This is a genomic window from Embleya scabrispora (assembly GCF_002024165.1).
GTDB lineage: Bacteria > Actinomycetota > Actinomycetes > Streptomycetales > Streptomycetaceae > Embleya > Embleya scabrispora_A.
The window spans coordinates 1,193,507-1,209,069 of record NZ_MWQN01000002.1 but is presented as its reverse complement, the minus strand read 5'-3'; the positions used below and the strand labels follow the sequence as shown (position 1 = coordinate 1,209,069).

Genomic DNA, 15,563 nt, shown 5'->3' with positions numbered 1-15,563 from the left:
GCGGCGGTGGTGCGGAGGATCCACCCCCGCCGCGGGGCGCGGGGCGACGCGGTCGTCGAGACATGGCCGACTCCCTTGCGTACCGTATGCGTCTTTCGTCGACATCTGTCGGGTTGGTCTGCTCCCAGCATCGGACGCTCCGAAACCCGCGTCAATGAATTCCGGAACGCTTCTTTCGGAGGCGTGCACCGACGATCAGCGCGGGGCCTGCGACACCACGCCCGCCAGGAAGGCACGCACCGCCCGATGCACCGTCTCGGGCGTGGGCGGCGTGCCCTTCCGGTCGGCGAAGAGCAGATGCCCGGTGCCGACCAGCATGGGTGCGAGGGTGTCGGGATCGGCGTCCGGGACGAGCCGGCCCAAGGCGCGTTCGGCGGCGAGATAGCCGGCGATCATCGCCGTGGCCTCGGTCAGGATCGGCACACCGGTGGGTGTCGTGCGGCGCAGCCGGGCGCGCAGTTCGTCGCGCGAGACGACCAGGCCGACGATCGCGACGGCGACCGATCCGAACAGGTCGCTCAGCGCCTCGGCGAGGTGATCGGCGATGTCGCCCGTCCCGGCCACGCCGCGCAGTTCGGCGGCGCGCCCCTCGATCCGGGCCGCCCGATCGCGGACGAGTTCGGCGAGGAAGTCGTCGAAGTCGGTGAAGTGCCGATGCAGGACGCCCTTGGCGCAGCCGGCCTCGGCGGTCACCGCCCGGCTGGTCAGCGCGCTCGGCCCGTCCCGGAGCAGAACCCGCTCGGCCGCGTCGAACAGTTGCTCCCGCACGTCGCGCAGGGCCACTCCGGTCGGCATCGTCACTCGCCCCTTCCGGCTCATTGACGAGTGGGCAGATGCCCATTCACAGTGGGCACATGCCCACTATACCGTCGGGGCACACCCCCCGATCCGAACCCCCGATCCAACCCCACCGCCACCGCGAGACGGCGGAGTCGTTCGGCGTGGACGCCGAGCGCTACGACCGGACCCGTCCCCGCTACCCGCAGGCCTTGGTGGACCGGATCGTCGCCGCCGCCCCGGGCCCGGACGTGCTGGACGTCGGCTGCGGCACCGGCATCGTCGGCCGCCGCTTCCGGGCGGCCGGATGTACCGTGCTCGGCGTCGACCCGGACCCGCGCATGGCCGACTGGGCGCACGGACGCGGACTCGACGTCGAGGTCGCCACGTTCGAGGACTGGGATCCGGCCGGACGCACCTTCGACGCACTCGTCTGCGGCCAGGCCTGGCACTGGGTGGACCCGGTCGCGGGCGCGGCCAAGGCGGCACGGGTGCTGCGTCCGGACGGCCGGCTCGCCCTGTTCTGGAACGCCGCCTGCCCCGAGCCCGAACTCGCCGCCTCCTTCGCCGAGATCCACCACCGACTGCTGCCCGACTCCCCCGCCGCCCTGCCGACCCCGGCGGACATCGACCGGGCGTACACGACCATGTGCACCCACGCGGCCGACGGCCTGCGGGCTGCGGGCGGGTTCGCCGAACCGGAGCAGTGGCGGCTCGACTGGCGGCACGTGTACACCCGGGACGAGTGGCTGGACCAGGTACCCACCATCGGCGTCTACACCCGACTCGCCCCCGACGTCTCGGCCGAACTCCTGACCGCCCTCGGCACCGCGATCGACGCGGCGGGCGGCAACGTCCCCGTCGACTACGCCACGCTGACCCTCACCACAACCCGCGAGCCCGCCTGACCTCGCCGCGAACCTCGCCCGGGACGGCCGACGCCGGCGGACGATCCGGGGCCGCGGAGTCGGGGCCGGATGCCGGGCGTGGTCAGGGGTACGCCGGTTGCGCGGCGCCGAAGGTGCGGCGGTAGGTGTGGGGGCTGACGCCGGTGGTCTTCTTGAAGCGGTCGCGGAAGGCGGTGGGGGAGCCGAAACCGACCTGGGCGCCGATGCGTTCGACCGGGTGGTCGGTGGCCTCCAGGAGGTGCTGGGCCCGGCGGATGCGCGCGCGGTGCAGCCATTGCAGCGGCGTGGTGCCGGTGTGCTCGCGGAAGCGGCGGATCAGGGTCCGGGTGCTGGTTCCCGCCCGGGCGGCGATGTCGGCGAGGGTGAGTTCGGCGTCCAGGTTGTCCTGCAACCACGCGAGCAGTGGTTCCAGGGCCGAACCCTGTGGTGTCGGGGTGTAGTCGTGCACGATGAACTGCGCCTGCCCGCCTTCGCGTTCGAGCGGCATGACGGACAGCCGGGCGGCGTCGGCGGCGACCGCCGAACCGTAGTCGCGGCGGATCATGTGCAGACACAGGTCCATCCCGGCGGCGGCGCCGGCCGAGGTGAGGATGCGGTCGTTGTCCACGTACAACACGTCCGGGTCGACCTCGACGGACGGGTGGTGCTCGGCCAGGAGGTCGGCCGCGATCCAGTGCGTGGTGGCGCGCAGACCGTCCAGGAGCCCTGTGTCGGCCAGGGGGAAGGTGCCCACGCAGATCGACGCGATCCGGGCCCCGTTCCGCGCCGCCGAGCGCAGCGCCTCGCGCACGGCGGGGCTGAGCGGGGTCAGCGGGTCGGCGGTCCCGGGCACGATGATCGTGTCCGCGTCCGCCAACCCGTCCAGCCCCCACGGCGCCCGCAGGGTGAACAGGCCGGCGTCGACCTCCGGCTCCTCGGCGCACACCCGCACGTCGTAGCCGGGCCGACCGTCCGGGAGCCGGGAGAGGGTGAACACCCCGATCGGGGTGGCCAGGTCGAACGGGATCACCCCGTCCAGGGCGAGGATGGCGACGATGTGCATGGCAGGAATGTACCCGGCCACCGGAAAACCGCCACACCCGCACCCGGGGCCGGACACCGACCGCGCGCCGCCCGCCCCCGGACCGGGCACCCGCCCGCGTCCGTCTCCGGCGCCGGTCGCCGCGGCACGGCCGGGTCGCGCCGGGAAGAGGTCGAGGCCCCGGTACGGCGGCTTCGGTGGGTGTCCCCGATCGCCCCGGCTGCCCTCACAGTGGCTTCACCTCGTTCGGCGCGACCGCGACCGTCACCGACCGGGTGCCGCCGAGGAGGCCCGCCAGGGTGAAGGCGACCTCCAGTCGGCCGTCGAACCGGCTGCCCACGACTACGCCCTGGGCCCGTGCGGGGACGGATTGGGTGAGACCGCCGCCCAGATCCCCGATCGCTTCGACCCTGGTACCGATGTCCATGGGATGTTCCTCCGTCCGGGTGGGCCGACTACGCGCGCGGCGCGGATTCGGCGCCCCGGTCCTGTTGCAGCCGCCACAGTTCGGCGAACAACCCGTGGTGTTCCGCGAGGAGTTCGTCGAACGTGCCCTGCTGGATCACCCGCCCCGAGTCCATCACCACGATGTGGTCCGCGACCGCGACGTTGGCCAGTCGGTGGGTGACCAGTACGACGGCGCCGTCCCGGGCGATCTCGCGCAGGCCCGCGAAGATGCGGTGTTCGGCTCGGGGATCGAGGGCCGAGGTGGGTTCGTCCAGGCAGATCAGCGCCGGCTCGCCGTACAGCGCGCGGGCGATGCCGAATCGTTGCCACTGGCCCACGGACGGGTCGACGCCGCCCCACCATTCGCGGGCCAGGAGCGTGCCGAGGCCGCGGGGGAGTCCGGCGATCACGTCGTCCGCGCCCGAGGCGCCGGCCGCGCGCTCGATCGCCTCGTCGTCGTCCTCGCGGGGTTGGCCGAGGTTGATGTTCAGTCGGGCGGACAGCGGCCAGCGGGCGATCTCCTGGGGGACGTAGCCGACGTGGGACCAGGCCGCGTGCGGGTCGAGGTCGCCCACGTCGTCACCGTTCCAGGTGACCCGGCCCTCGTGGGCCAGGTACAGGCCGCACAGCAGGCGGGACAGGGTCGACTTGCCGGAGCCGTTCTCCCCCACCAGGGCCAGGATGGTGCCCTTGCGCAGCTCCAAGTTGATGCCGGCGACGGCGGGTGCGGCCTTGCCGGGGTAGCGGTAGGTGACGTTCTCGGCGCGGACCACGACGGGCGGCTTCGGGACGAGGTCGCCGCGCGTCATCGCGTGACCGCCGGCCTCGTCGAGGAAGCGGGCCCAGTCGTCGAGGTACAGGCCGACGCTGTAGAGCCGACTGCCGGAGACCACCAGGCCGCCCAGGGCCGTACCGACCGTGCGCAGCGCGATGACCGCGGTGCCGGCGGCGGCCACCGACATGCGGTCGGTGGACAGCAGGTACGCCAGCGCTGCCCACACCAGGCTTGCCGCCAACCCGCCGACGGCGGCGCCGACCAGGCCGATCTTGGCGGTGGTCCAGGCGCCGGACTGGGTGACCCGCTGGACCCGATCGGCCGCGACGGCGTAGCGGCCGAGCAGGAACGGCGCCATGGTGCCGGCCCGGAGCTGGTCGGCCCAGCGCTGATCGGAGATGTGCCAACGCAGCATGTTGAGCAGCCGCCGCTCGTCCTGGGTGTGCAATGTGGTCAGGTATTCGACCCGCGCCCCGCGCACCGCCGCCACCCCGCGCGGCAGCGCGCCCAGGAGCAGCAGGGGCAGCAGCACCGGGTGCAGGAGGGTGAGGACGGACGCGGCGGCGATCAGCGAGGCGCAGGCGGCGAGGACGTCCTGGGACTGCGGCATCAGACCGCGCATCGACTGCAGGCCCCGGTCGGCGGCGTCCCACCGGTCCTGATAGCCGGGGTGGTTGTAGGCGGCCAACTCGGCCCGGGAGGCGGCCTGGAGCAGCAGCCATTCGGACTCGCGGGTCAGCCGCGGTGTCACGCGTGCGGACAGCGCCACCACGGCGATGCCGAGCACCGCGCGCACCCCGACCGCCGCGCTCAGCAGGAGGATCGAGGGCAGCGCGTCACGCAACCGGTCGGTGACGTCACCCGACGAGATCAGCGCGGTGATCGTTCCGGTCGTGGCGAGCAGTCCGCCGGCTTCGAGTACGCCGGCCAGGACCTGACATACCATCAGCGCGATCAGGGCCCGCGGATCGGCCTTCCAGGCCAGGCGCATGGCGCGCACCAGCAGATGCGGCAGGCGGGCGGCCATGGCGCGGGTGGTGATCTTCGTCAGCGCGACGGCGGTGTCCCGGCCCGGGGGCGCGAACGCCAGTTCCTGGTCCGGGCGTTCGTCGGCGGCCGGGACTTCGGTCGAGGCTTGGGTCGGGACTTCGGTCGGGGCTTGGGTCGGGACTTCGGTCGGGGCTTGGGTCGGGGCTTGGGTCGGGGCTTGGGTCGGGGCTTGGGTCGGGGCTTGGGTCAGGACTTCGGCGGGCTCTTCGATCGGGACTTCGGCGGGGACCTCGGGCGAGGTCTCGGCGGGCACCTCGGGTGTGGCGGCGCTCTGGTGCGGGATGGCGTTCGGCCCGGGTTTCGAGCGGGCTTCGGCCGGCGGGGTGGGATCTTCTCCGGCGGGTTTCGCGGTCACGACGGCGCCTTCCGATCGTGGGGGTGGGATGGCTCGGCGGAGCGTCCGCCAATGCTGGTGCGGTGGGGTGACACCCCGGCAGAGCGCACCGGTGTGAGAGCGAGGCGCGGAGCCGCATCGGGCGCCTCGAACGGGCGCTCGACCAAACGATTCGCTGCCCGGCCCCGCCGATCGACCGGCACCGGACACCCCCACGACACGCGCCCTCGTCAGCTCGACCGCACCGCGCGCCGGGCGTGCCCCGGAGGCGCATCGGCCGGCCGGGGTGACGCGCGACGAACGACTCCCGCCCGGCGGTTCGAGCCCGCACCGCCGCGACCGCCGCCGCCCCTCCCCCATCGGAGTGCGGCGCCGAGGGGCTGCCTATCCTGGCGGGGACGGGGCTGCGGGAACCAAGGGTGAGGTGCGACGATGAGCGCTGCCGTACGAACCATTCGCTGGGGCATCCTGGCGACCGGCGGTATCGCCGCCGAGTTCACCGAGGCGCTGCGCAGCCTGCCGGACACCGAGGTGATCGCCGTCGGGTCGCGCAGCACGGCGAGTGCGAAGGCCTTTGCCGAGCGGCACGAAATCCCCCGGGCGTACGGCAGTTGGGCCGAGTTGGCCGCCGACGACGACGTCGACATCGTCTATGTCGCCACCCCGCACTCGGCGCATCGTGAGGCGGCGGGGCTGTGTCTGGCGGCCGGGCGGGCGGTGCTGTGCGAGAAGGCGTTCACGCTGAACTCGCGCGAGGCCCACGAACTGGTCGAACTGGCCCGGGAACGCGGGTTGTTCCTGATGGAAGCCATGTGGACCTACTGCCACCCGCTGATCCGCCGGATGCGTGAACTGGTCCGGGAGGGGGTGATCGGCGAGGTGCGCAGCGTGTCCGCCGCGTTCGGCTCCGCCTGGGACCTCCCGCCCGAGCACCGGCTGCGCGACCCGGCGCAGGGTGGCGGCGCGCTGCTCGACCTGGGCGTCTACCCGGTCTCCTTCGCCCAGCTGCTGCTCGGCGAGCCCGATACGGTCCGGGCCTGGGCCCACCGGACCCCCGAGGGGGTGGACGCGAACACCGGCATCGTCCTGGGCTGGAACAGCGGTGCCGTGGCCACCCTGAGCTGCTCCATGACGGCCGACACCGATGCGCCCGCGACCGTCGCCGGCACTTTGGGCCGGATCGAGTTCGCCGACGGCTTCTTCTACCCGGACCGGTTCGTCGTGCACCGCCGGGGCGAGGAGCCGCGGACCGTGCTGCTCGCGGATGTCACCGACGATCCCGAGCGCGGCACGATGCGGCACGAGGCGATCGAGGTCATGCGCTGCCTGCGTGCGGGCGAGACCGAGTCCCCGCTGGTGCCACTGGCGGGCACGCTGGCCGTGATGCGCACGCTGGACACCGTCCGCGAGCACATCGGGGTGCGCTACCCGGGCGTCGATTAGCCGACGCGGGCCGGCCGCCGACGCGGGCGGACGCATCCGGCGGCGGTGTCAACACGGCCCCCGGCGCTCCTGCGCGAGCAATCGCAGCGCCGCGACATGCGCACCGTCGGCCCGTACCTCGCCGGCGACCGCCGCGGCGCGCTTCGCCGGCTCGGGCCGGAGGGCCCCGTCGAGTGCCGCGACCAGCGAGTCGGTGGTCGGCGTCCCGGACGCGTGCGCGCATCCGATGCCGAGTTCGACCACCCGCCGGGCGAAGTAGTGCTGGTCGTAGTGCTGCGGGACGATCACCTGCGGCGCGCCCGCCCGACCGGCCGCGGTGGTGGTGCCGGCCCCGCCGTGGTGCACGACGGCCGCCACCCGGCGAAACAGCGCCCGCTGGTTCACCTCGCCGATCGACAGGCAATCGGATTCCCGGTCCGGGAGCGCGAGTTCGGCCCAGCCGCGGAGCACGATCGCCCGGCGCCCGAGCGCCCGGGCCGCCTCGATCATGCTCTTGCCGAGGTCGTGCGGCGCACGGACGCTGCCGAAGCCGAAGTACACGGGCGGTTCGCCGGCGTCGAGGAAGGCCTCCACCTCGGCGGCGAGCGGGCGTTCGTCGGGCAGGATCCAGGCGCCGGTCTGCACGACCTCGGAGTCCGCCGGCCCGGGCCAGGGCGCCGGCGTCGGATCGGCGGCCAACCACGGCTGTTCGGTGAACATATGGCCGCGCACATCGTCGACCGGGCCCAATCCGAGGCCGGCGCGATGCGCGTCGAGGGCCGGCCCCCAGAGGTCGTTCAGGCGCCGTGCGTCCTCGGCCCACAGCGCGGCGTGGTCGGCGTCGGTCTCGCTCGGCGGCCATCCCGGCATCGGGGGCGGCGCATGCCGGGTGGACGGCAGGGCGATCGGACAATAACTCGCGTAGACGTAGCGGATTCCCATCGACTCGGCCACCGAACGCGCCGCGATCTGCAGGGCCGTGGCCGCCACGATGACGTCGCAGCCCGCGGCCGCCGCCGGGATGGTCTCGAACTGGGTCGCGACCGTGCCCTCGATCAGCCGCCGCTGCTCGGGCGTGGGCGGACCCGCCGCCGGGTCGGCCTTCCCGGTGCCGGCCGGTTCCGGACCGATCGGCACGAACTCGATCCCGAGTCCTTCGAGCCAGGCCCGGAAGTCCGGCGGCGCGCACACCCGCACGTCCTCCCCGAGGTCGCGCAACTCCAGTGCCAACGCGACGATCGGTTGCACATCGCCCCGCGACCCGATCGTCGACAACAACACTTGCATCGCAACTCCCTCTCCCACCCCGCCCTCGGACCCGGCCGGCCCGGCACCGCCACGGTCACGATCAGCCGGTACCCGATCACCGTGAGTCGGCATTGTGGGCCCGCACGGGGGCCTTGCCGCAAGTCCCCCCGCCTGCCCTGACCCGAAAGTGCGGGACGAACCCCCTCCACCGCCCACGGCTCCGAGCGGCGGGCCGGAAACGGGCCAAGGCACACAACGTTCGGGCGATCGACGACAAGGTGTGGCCGCGGCCGTCACCGGATTGCGCCGAACGGGCGGGGGTCGGCCGGGCGTCGCGGCGCGGCCGGGGAGGTGACGGTCCCGGCCGCGCCGCACACGGACCGGCCGACGAGCCCGGCGGGTCAGCGGATTCTGGCCCCGTAGACGTGATCGACCGTCATCGTCATCAGCACCCGACGGTCGGACACCATGACCGACCGGTACTCCGCCCAGTCCGGATGCTCCCCGGCCGCCGCGCGGTAGTAGTCCACCAGCGCGTCGACCTCGGGACCGTCCGGGTCGGTGCCCGGTCCGATCAGCGTCGCGACGCCCTCGGCGGTGGCCCAGGAGCCGCCGTCCGAGCTGGTGACCTCGAGGGTCGCGCGCGGGTCGCGGCGCAGGTTGGCGGTCTTGGCCCGGCCCTCGGTCATCGAGACGTGCAGTACGCCGGCGGCTCGATCGTAGAAGGGCATCACGGGGGACAGCTGGGGGCGGCCGTCCGCCTTGATGGTCGCGAGGACGCCGAGGCGGCTCTGCGCGAGCAGCGAATGCGGGTCGAACGATGAGGTGGTCATGTCAGGGCCCAATTCCCGATCGGGCGCCGCGTATTCCCCTCGCGCCGGGCCCGCTCGCCGATCACGGGCGGGTCCCGGCCGGCGCCCGGAGCTGTTCGATCAGGGCGGCGTAGCCGCTGCCGCCGTGCCCGTCGGCCACCGCCCGCTCGGCCACGGCCCGGACCAGCCTCGGGAACGCGGCGTCCACGCCCAGCGATTCGCTCTCGTGCACCAGGTGCTCCATCGACGCGAGGTGCGTGTCGATACTGGCGTCGAGTACCGGATACCTGCCCTCGTCGATCTGCGTGGCATAGCCCGCCAGCCACTCGGCCACCGTCGCCAACCCCTGCCGGGCGACCGGCGCGAACGTGCCCGCGCTCACCCCGGCGGTGTCGAGCAGCGCGGCCCCTTGGAGGAAACCGTTCAGGATGCCCCACATCAGACCGAGCATGGACGCGTCGTAGAGCGCGGACAGGCCCTGGTCCGCGCCGAGATACGCGGTTCCGCCGCCCAGGCTCCGCAGCGCCGCCTCGTGCCGCTCGAAGGCGGCCGGCGGGCCGCTGTACAGGATCACCCCCTCGGGCGTACCGATCGCGGTCGGCGCGCCCAGGATCGCGCCGTCGAGGTAGTTCGCGCCATGCCCGGCGGCCCACGCGGCGGTCTCCCGGGCCTCCCGCGAGGTGCCCGTGGTCAGGTTGACCAGGGTCCGGCCGGACAACGTCGCGGCCGGCGGGTCGAGCAGTTCGCGCACGGCGGCGTAGTCCGTGACGCAGACGAGCACGAGCGCGCCGGCCGAGACGGCGTCGGCGACCGACGGGGCGAGCCGCGCGCCCCGCGCGACGAGGTCGTCGGCCTTGGCCGGCGAACGGTTCCACACCGTGGTGGGGTATCCCTCGCGCAGGAGGGTGTCGGCCAGTGCCCGACCCATGTGCCCCAGACCGATGACCGTCACGGGTGTGCGGTCGACGTCGTGCCTTCCCATCGTGGCTCCTTCGTGTGACGCGATGCCTGTGGCAGGATCATCGACGTTCATACCGGTATGAAGGTCAACCAGGAGCGCACACGTGCTGATCGGGGAACTGAGTCGACGGACCGGGGTACACACCCACCAACTGCGCTACTACGAGGCCCAGGGCCTGCTGGCACCCGCGCGCGGCGCCAACGGCTATCGCGAATACGACGCCGACGCCGTGCTCACCGTCACCCAGATCCGCAGCCTGCTCGAAGCCGGGCTCTCCACCGAGGACATCGCGTATCTGCTGCCCTGTGCGATCGGCACGGCCCCCGAGTTCGCCCCCTGCGGCGAACTGACCGACTTCCTGCGCGCCCGCCTGGACGGACTGGACCAGCGCATCGACGCGCTCACCCACACCCGCCGGGCGCTGCACACCTACCTCGACGCCTCCGAACGGACCGGCGCCTCGCGCTGACGGCCCGGTCGTCGGCCGGCGGGCTCGGGGCTCGTGACCCGGTTCGCGAATCACCGCCCGGCCCTACCGGTCGGCCGCCGTGCGCGAACTCGCCGCCGGGCTCGGCCGGTTCGCGCACAGCCGAGCGAGCACCGCCGCCAGCAGCGCGGTTCGGCCGGGCAGGTGGCCCAGGTCCACGAACTCGTCCCGGGCGTGCGGGTGTCCGCCGACCGCGCCCATGCCGTCGAGGGTGGGGATCCCGAGCGCGCCGGTGAAGTTGCCGTCGGAGCCGCCGCCGGAGCGGACGGCGTCGGGCTCCGGCATGCCCAGGTCCCGGGCCACCGAGCGGACCAGGCACAACAGGTCGGCGGACACGGCCTCCTCCAGGGGATACCGGTTCACCCCGCCGGTCACCACCAACTCGGCCCCGGGCAGCACCGGGCTCGACTCGCGCATGTACCGCGCCACGCGGTCGAGTTCGCCCCGCGTCCAGGCGCGTACGTCCACGGACAGCGTCGCCGCGTCGGGCACGGTGTTGGTGGTGGATCCCGCCGCCGCGACGGTCGGGGTGACCGTGGTGCCGAGGTCCGGCCGGGACGCGCCGGCCATCGTGAGGACCTGGTGGGCGAGTTCCACCGTCGCGTTCACCCCCAGTTCGGGTTCCAGGCCGGCATGCGCCGCGCGCCCGCGTACCGCCACCCGGAAACGCGCGACCCCCTTGCGGGCGGTCTTGGCCGCCCCGCCGTCCCCGCTCGGCTCGCCCACCAGTACCGCCCCGGACTCGGCGGCCAGTTCCTCCACCAGGGTGCGGGAGGTAGGCGAACCGGTCTCCTCGTCGCCGGTGAGCAGCAGGCCGATGCGATCGGCCGCGCCGGACAGCGCCGCGGCGTACATCATCTGGACGATCCCGGCCTTCATGTCGAATACGCCGGGCCCGCGGGCGATGCCGTCCCGCACCGAGAAGGGCAGCTCGTCGAGCGTGCCGATCGGCCACACCGTGTCGTAGTGCCCGAGCAGGAGCGGCCCTTTCCCGCCCGGGCGCCAGACGAGGTGGGTGATGCCCTCGCGGAGCACCCGCTCCGGCGGCCGCCCGAGCAGGTGCTCCCCGGCCGCCGCGACCGCATCGGCGCAGCGGTCGAGCGCCCGCCGGTCCTCGGAGGGGGATTCGCAGGTGACCAGGTCGCGCAACAGGTCCACCATGGCGTCGAACTGCTCGAACGCACCGTCGAGGTATTGCCCGGAGTCGGTCATGCCCGGAATCCTCCCCCGTGCCCGACTCCGGGAATCGCCGTCGCCCCGGGCCGGGTCCGACCCCGGTCACCCGTCCAGGCGCGGGTAGTCCAGATAGCCCTCGGCGCCGCCGCCGTAGCGGCCGGTCTTCAGCGGCCGGTTGAACCCGGCGCCGGCGGCGAGGCGTCGGGGCAGGTCGGGGTTGGCCAGGAACAGTCGGCCGAAGGCGTACACGTCGGCGAGCCCGGTGCGCACCGCGTGCTCCGCCCGTTCGTGGCCGCCCGGTTCGGGCCCGTCGTAGGTCGCCATCAGCGTGCCGCCCCAGCGCGGCCGCAGGTCGGCCAGCGCCGGGTAGGCCCCCGACTGAACCACGTGCAGGTACGCCAGCCCCGTGCCGTCCAGCGCGCCGACCAGTCGGCGGTAGCGCGTCGCCGGATCGGCCTCGACGATGTCGAGCTGCGTGTGGTCCGGGGAGATCCGCAGCGCCGTGCGTTCCGGCCCGATCGCGGCCGCGACCGCCTCGACGACCTCGATCGGGAAGCGCACATGGTCGGCGTAGCCGTCGGTACGCCGGTTGGCGCTGTCGGCGAGGAACTGGGCGAGCAGATAGCCGTACGCGGCACTGACCTCGACCCCGTCGAAGCCGGCGGCGACGGCGTTGCGCGCGGCCTCGGCATGCGCCTCGACCGACGCGGCGACCTCGGCGGTCGACAACTCGCGCGGGCGCACATAGGGCTTGGGGCCGTCGGCGGTGTGGACGGCGCCGGATGTGATCGCCACGGCGGAGGGGGCGACCGGCCGCGCCCCGTCGAGGAGATCGGGGTGGCTGACCCGGCCGACGTGCCACAGCTGGGCGAAGATGCGCCCGCCCTCGGCGTGTACCGCGCGCGTCACCTCCCGCCAGCCGGCCACCTGCGCCGGGTCGGTCAGGCCGGGCACGCCGGGGCCGCCCTTGCCGAGACGATGCGGCCAGATGCCCTCGCTGACGATCAGGCCGGCGGCGGCGCGCTGAGCGTAGTAGGCGGCCATGATCGGCGTCGGAACCCCGGTGACGTCGTCGGCGCGCGAGCGGGTCATCGGCGCCATCGCCGCCCGGTTGGGCAGGTGCAGGTTCGGGCCGCGATAGGGATCGAGCAGCGGGGAGTGCATGGGGCTCCTTCACCGGAAGCGGAAGCGGGAAGCGGTAGGCGCAGCGGTCGTGTGCATGTACCTGCACCCGACCCTGCCCGCCTCGGGCCCGCGCTTCCAGACCTCCGTTCTGCTCAGGACCGCCGTTCCTACTCCTGCCAGGGTCAGTCTCGGCGCCCGCGCTCGCCCGCCCGGCCGTGGACAATGAACGACATGAACGGCACGAAGGGCGTCGACGATCGCATCGGTACGGACGAGGCCGCGCGCCCCGGCGGCGCGCGGTCGATCGATCCGCGCGACGGGATCGGCGAGTTCCTGCGCACCCGGCGCGCCCGGCTGGGCCCGGCGGACGTCGGGCTGCCGGTGTCCGGGCGGCACCGGCGCGTACCGGGGCTGCGCCGCGAGGAGTTGGCCCGGTTGGCCGGCGTGTCGGTCGCCTACCTGACCCGGCTCGAACAGGGCAAGGGCCACAACGTGTCGACCGAGGTGATCGACGCCATCGCCCGGGCGCTGCGGCTGACCGACACCGAGCACGCCCACCTGACCCACCTGTCCAAGTGCCGGCACCAGCCGCACCGGCGCTACACCGCGTCGCAGCGCCAACAGGTGCGTCCGGGCCTGCGGGCACTGCTGACCGCCATGGACACGATGCCCGCGTACGTCACCGGTCGGCGCCTGGACATCCTCGCCTGGAATCGCCCGGCGGCAGCCCTGTTCGGCGACTGGGACGGGCTTTCGGACCGGGAGCGCAACTGGGGTCGGCTGGTCTTCCTGAATCCCGGGTACCGCCGCCTGTTCGTGGACTGGGAGTCGAAGGCGGTGGACGTCGTCGGCACCCTGCGCCTGGACGCCGGCTGCTATCCCGACGACCCTCGGCTGACCGCGCTGGTGGCGGAACTCTCGTCCGGGAGCGTGGAGTTCCGCCGGTTGTGGGCCCGGCACGACGTCCGGGAGCAGAGCCACGGCAGCCGGCGTCTGCACCACCCCGTGGTCGGCGAGCTGACCTTGCCGTTCGAGACACTGCGTCTGCCCGACGACCCCGAACAGTGTCTGACGATCCATCACGTCCCGGTCGACCCGATCGCTGCGGAGAACCTGCGCCTGCTGGCCAGTTGGGGCACCGACCCGACACCTCGGGAATCACCGGACCGACGCCCCTGACCGGCACGCGCCGGACTCACGCCCCGGACCGGCGCGAGCCGGACTCGACACGCCTGACCGGCACACGCCGGGCCGATGTCTGGTTCGTCAGGGGCGGGAACCGACGCCGCCGGCCCTCACAGGCCGTGCCGCCGCTCCCCCAGCACCTCTTCGCACACGCGCGCCTCGCTCGCGGCCGAGAACACGTCCCGGTACGCCGCCACCGCGCGCCGGGTGTCCTCGGCGACCAGGTCGGCGTTGATCTGCGCACCCGCCGCCGCGCCCCCGGCCGCCGCGGCGCCGACCTGGGCCATCAGGTCGGTGACGTTGCCCGCGACCCAGACCCCGGGCACCTCGCTGCGTCCGGTCGGGTCGGCGGGGACGTACTCGCCCGCCCCCGAGGGATGCGCGGTCACCCGCAGGCCGAGGCCGGCCAGGAAGTCGGCGCGCGCCACCATGCGCGTGGCCACCGCCAGCGCGTCGCGCTCGATCAGCGTCCCGTCCGCGAGCCGCACACCCGCCAGTCGGTCGTCGACGACCTCCACCGACGCCACCTCGCCGGCCACCACCCGGATCCCCCGGGCCGCCAACTGCTCGGCCTCCTCCTCCGTCGGCGGCGCCGTGGTGTGCGAGAAGAAGGTGATGTCGTCGCTCCACTGCCGGAACAGCAACACCTGGTGCATCGACAGCGGCCCGCTCGCCAGCACGCCGATCGCCCCGTCGCGCACCTCCCAGCCGTGGCAGTACGGACAGTGCAGCACGTCCCGCCCCCACCGCTCGCGCAGCCCGGCGACCTCGGGCAGCTCGTCCACCAGCCCGGTGGTCACCAGGAGCCGCCGGGCCCGCACGGTACGCCCGTCGGCCAGCGCCACCGTGAACCCGTCGGCCTCCCGGGCCACCGCGTCCACCTCGCCGGTCACCACGTGGCCCCCGTATCCGCGCACCTCCGCTCGGCCCCGCTCGACCAGTTCGGCCGGCGGCATGCCCTCCCGGGCCAGCAATCCGTGCACCCCATCGGCCGGGGCGTTGCGGGGCGCGCCCGCGTCGATCACCACCACCGAGCGGCGCGCCCGGGCCAGCATCAGCGCCCCGTTCAGTCCGGCGGCACCGCCACCGATCACCACCACGTCATAGCCGTCCATCAGCCGATCGGTCATCGTGACCACCTCCGCCCACGACCTTGCGACGCATCTTCGATCCTGGCAACGTTACTTGCCGATATGGCAAACTCGACGGTATGGACGACGATCTCGACTCAATCCTCACCGCCGTCGGCCCACGCCTGCGGGCATTGCGGCGCGACCGTCAGATCACCCTGGGTGACCTGGCGGCGGCCACCGGCATCTCGGTGAGCACGCTGTCCCGCCTGGAATCCGGCTCCCGCCGCCCCAACCTCGAACTGCTGCTGCCCCTGGCCCGGGCACACGGGGTCACCCTCGACGAACTCGTCGACGCCCCGCCGACCGGCGACCCGCGCATCCATCTGCGTCCGATCACCCGCTTCGGCATGACCATGGTGCCGCTGACCCGTCGGGCGGGCGGCATCCAGGCGTACAAACTGGTCATCGCCGCCGGCGGCCTGCGCGGGGAGCCCGACCCGCGGACCCACGAGGGCTACGAGTGGCTGTACGTGCTCAACGGGCGGTTGCGGCTGATCCTGGGCGAGCGGGATCTGGTCCTCGCGCCCGGCGAGGCGGCCGAGTTCGACACCCGCGTGCCGCACTGGTTCGACGCGGTCGACGCCCGACCGGTGGAATTCCTCAGCCTGTTCGGCACCCAGGGCGAGCGGGCCCACCTGCGCGCCCGCCCCACCACGCCGCCGCCGCCGGGGAGCGCCTGACCCCCGTCGCGAGGATCGACGC

Annotated in this window: 15 protein-coding genes; 5 read left to right on the top strand and 10 right to left on the bottom strand. The window is 73.6% G+C overall.

What is annotated here, in order from left to right; all coding sequences use genetic code 11:
* Positions 1-195: 195 nt before the first annotated feature.
* Positions 196-795 carry a TetR/AcrR family transcriptional regulator gene (locus tag B4N89_RS35665; RefSeq protein WP_078980765.1) on the bottom strand — a complete coding sequence of 200 codons (600 nt, stop codon included), beginning with the start codon at positions 793-795 and terminating at the stop codon, positions 196-198.
* Between the two features lie 59 nt (positions 796-854).
* Between B4N89_RS35665 and B4N89_RS35660 the strand changes: the two genes are divergently transcribed.
* A complete protein-coding gene (locus tag B4N89_RS35660) occupies positions 855-1,685 on the top strand; it encodes a class I SAM-dependent methyltransferase (protein ID WP_078980588.1) in 831 nt (276 codons plus the stop codon).
* Between the two features lie 82 nt (positions 1,686-1,767).
* On the opposite strand, the gene B4N89_RS35655 is transcribed toward B4N89_RS35660, so the two are convergent.
* The 3 genes from B4N89_RS35655 to B4N89_RS35645 form a co-directional block, all read right to left on the bottom strand.
* The gene (locus B4N89_RS35655; RefSeq protein WP_078980587.1) at positions 1,768-2,727 is read right to left on the bottom strand and encodes a GlxA family transcriptional regulator; all 960 of its coding nucleotides are present in this window, start codon (positions 2,725-2,727) and stop codon (positions 1,768-1,770) included.
* Between the two features lie 205 nt (positions 2,728-2,932).
* The gene (locus B4N89_RS35650) at positions 2,933-3,133 is read right to left on the bottom strand and encodes a hypothetical protein (RefSeq protein WP_078980586.1); all 201 of its coding nucleotides are present in this window, start codon (positions 3,131-3,133) and stop codon (positions 2,933-2,935) included.
* A 28-nt stretch (positions 3,134-3,161) separates the two neighbouring features.
* A complete protein-coding gene (locus tag B4N89_RS35645; RefSeq protein ID WP_235619105.1) occupies positions 3,162-5,333 on the bottom strand; it encodes an ATP-binding cassette domain-containing protein in 2,172 nt (723 codons plus the stop codon).
* Positions 5,334-5,744: 411 nt separating this feature from the next.
* Here B4N89_RS35645 and B4N89_RS35640 point away from each other — a divergent pair, with 411 nt between their 5' ends.
* Positions 5,745-6,755: a Gfo/Idh/MocA family protein gene (locus tag B4N89_RS35640; RefSeq protein ID WP_078980585.1), complete on the top strand. Its 1,011-nt coding sequence runs from the start codon at positions 5,745-5,747 to the stop codon at positions 6,753-6,755.
* A 48-nt stretch (positions 6,756-6,803) separates the two neighbouring features.
* Here B4N89_RS35640 and B4N89_RS35635 read toward each other — a convergent pair whose 3' ends face one another.
* The 3 genes from B4N89_RS35635 to B4N89_RS35625 form a co-directional block, all read right to left on the bottom strand.
* Positions 6,804-8,021, bottom strand: a complete 1,218-nt coding sequence (locus tag B4N89_RS35635) for a glycosyltransferase (protein WP_078980584.1) — start codon at positions 8,019-8,021, stop codon at positions 6,804-6,806.
* 362 nt (positions 8,022-8,383) lie between these two features.
* The gene (locus tag B4N89_RS35630) at positions 8,384-8,815 is read right to left on the bottom strand and encodes a PPOX class F420-dependent oxidoreductase (RefSeq protein WP_078980583.1); all 432 of its coding nucleotides are present in this window, start codon (positions 8,813-8,815) and stop codon (positions 8,384-8,386) included.
* Between the two features lie 61 nt (positions 8,816-8,876).
* Positions 8,877-9,776: an NAD(P)-dependent oxidoreductase gene (locus B4N89_RS35625; protein WP_078980582.1), complete on the bottom strand. Its 900-nt coding sequence runs from the start codon at positions 9,774-9,776 to the stop codon at positions 8,877-8,879.
* Positions 9,777-9,858: 82 nt separating this feature from the next.
* Here B4N89_RS35625 and B4N89_RS35620 point away from each other — a divergent pair, with 82 nt between their 5' ends.
* Positions 9,859-10,224 carry a MerR family transcriptional regulator gene (locus B4N89_RS35620; RefSeq protein ID WP_078980581.1) on the top strand — a complete coding sequence of 122 codons (366 nt, stop codon included), beginning with the start codon at positions 9,859-9,861 and terminating at the stop codon, positions 10,222-10,224.
* Positions 10,225-10,287: 63 nt separating this feature from the next.
* On the opposite strand, the gene B4N89_RS35615 is transcribed toward B4N89_RS35620, so the two are convergent.
* Positions 10,288-11,454: a M20 family metallopeptidase gene (locus B4N89_RS35615; protein WP_201261067.1), complete on the bottom strand. Its 1,167-nt coding sequence runs from the start codon at positions 11,452-11,454 to the stop codon at positions 10,288-10,290.
* A gap of 66 nt (positions 11,455-11,520) precedes the next feature.
* On the bottom strand, positions 11,521-12,582 hold the full coding sequence (locus B4N89_RS35610) for an alkene reductase (RefSeq protein ID WP_078980580.1): 1,062 nt from the start codon (positions 12,580-12,582) through the stop codon (positions 11,521-11,523).
* Positions 12,583-12,774: 192 nt separating this feature from the next.
* Here B4N89_RS35610 and B4N89_RS35605 point away from each other — a divergent pair, with 192 nt between their 5' ends.
* Entirely contained in the window at positions 12,775-13,722 is a 948-nt protein-coding gene (locus B4N89_RS35605; protein WP_078980762.1) for a helix-turn-helix transcriptional regulator, read from the top strand.
* Between the two features lie 116 nt (positions 13,723-13,838).
* Here the strand turns inward: B4N89_RS35605 and B4N89_RS35600 are convergent, their stop codons facing one another.
* Entirely contained in the window at positions 13,839-14,858 is a 1,020-nt protein-coding gene (locus B4N89_RS35600) for an NAD(P)/FAD-dependent oxidoreductase (protein ID WP_078980761.1), read from the bottom strand.
* A gap of 80 nt (positions 14,859-14,938) precedes the next feature.
* Between B4N89_RS35600 and B4N89_RS35595 the strand changes: the two genes are divergently transcribed.
* Entirely contained in the window at positions 14,939-15,541 is a 603-nt protein-coding gene (locus B4N89_RS35595) for a helix-turn-helix domain-containing protein (RefSeq protein ID WP_078980579.1), read from the top strand.
* Positions 15,542-15,563 lie beyond the last annotated feature (22 nt).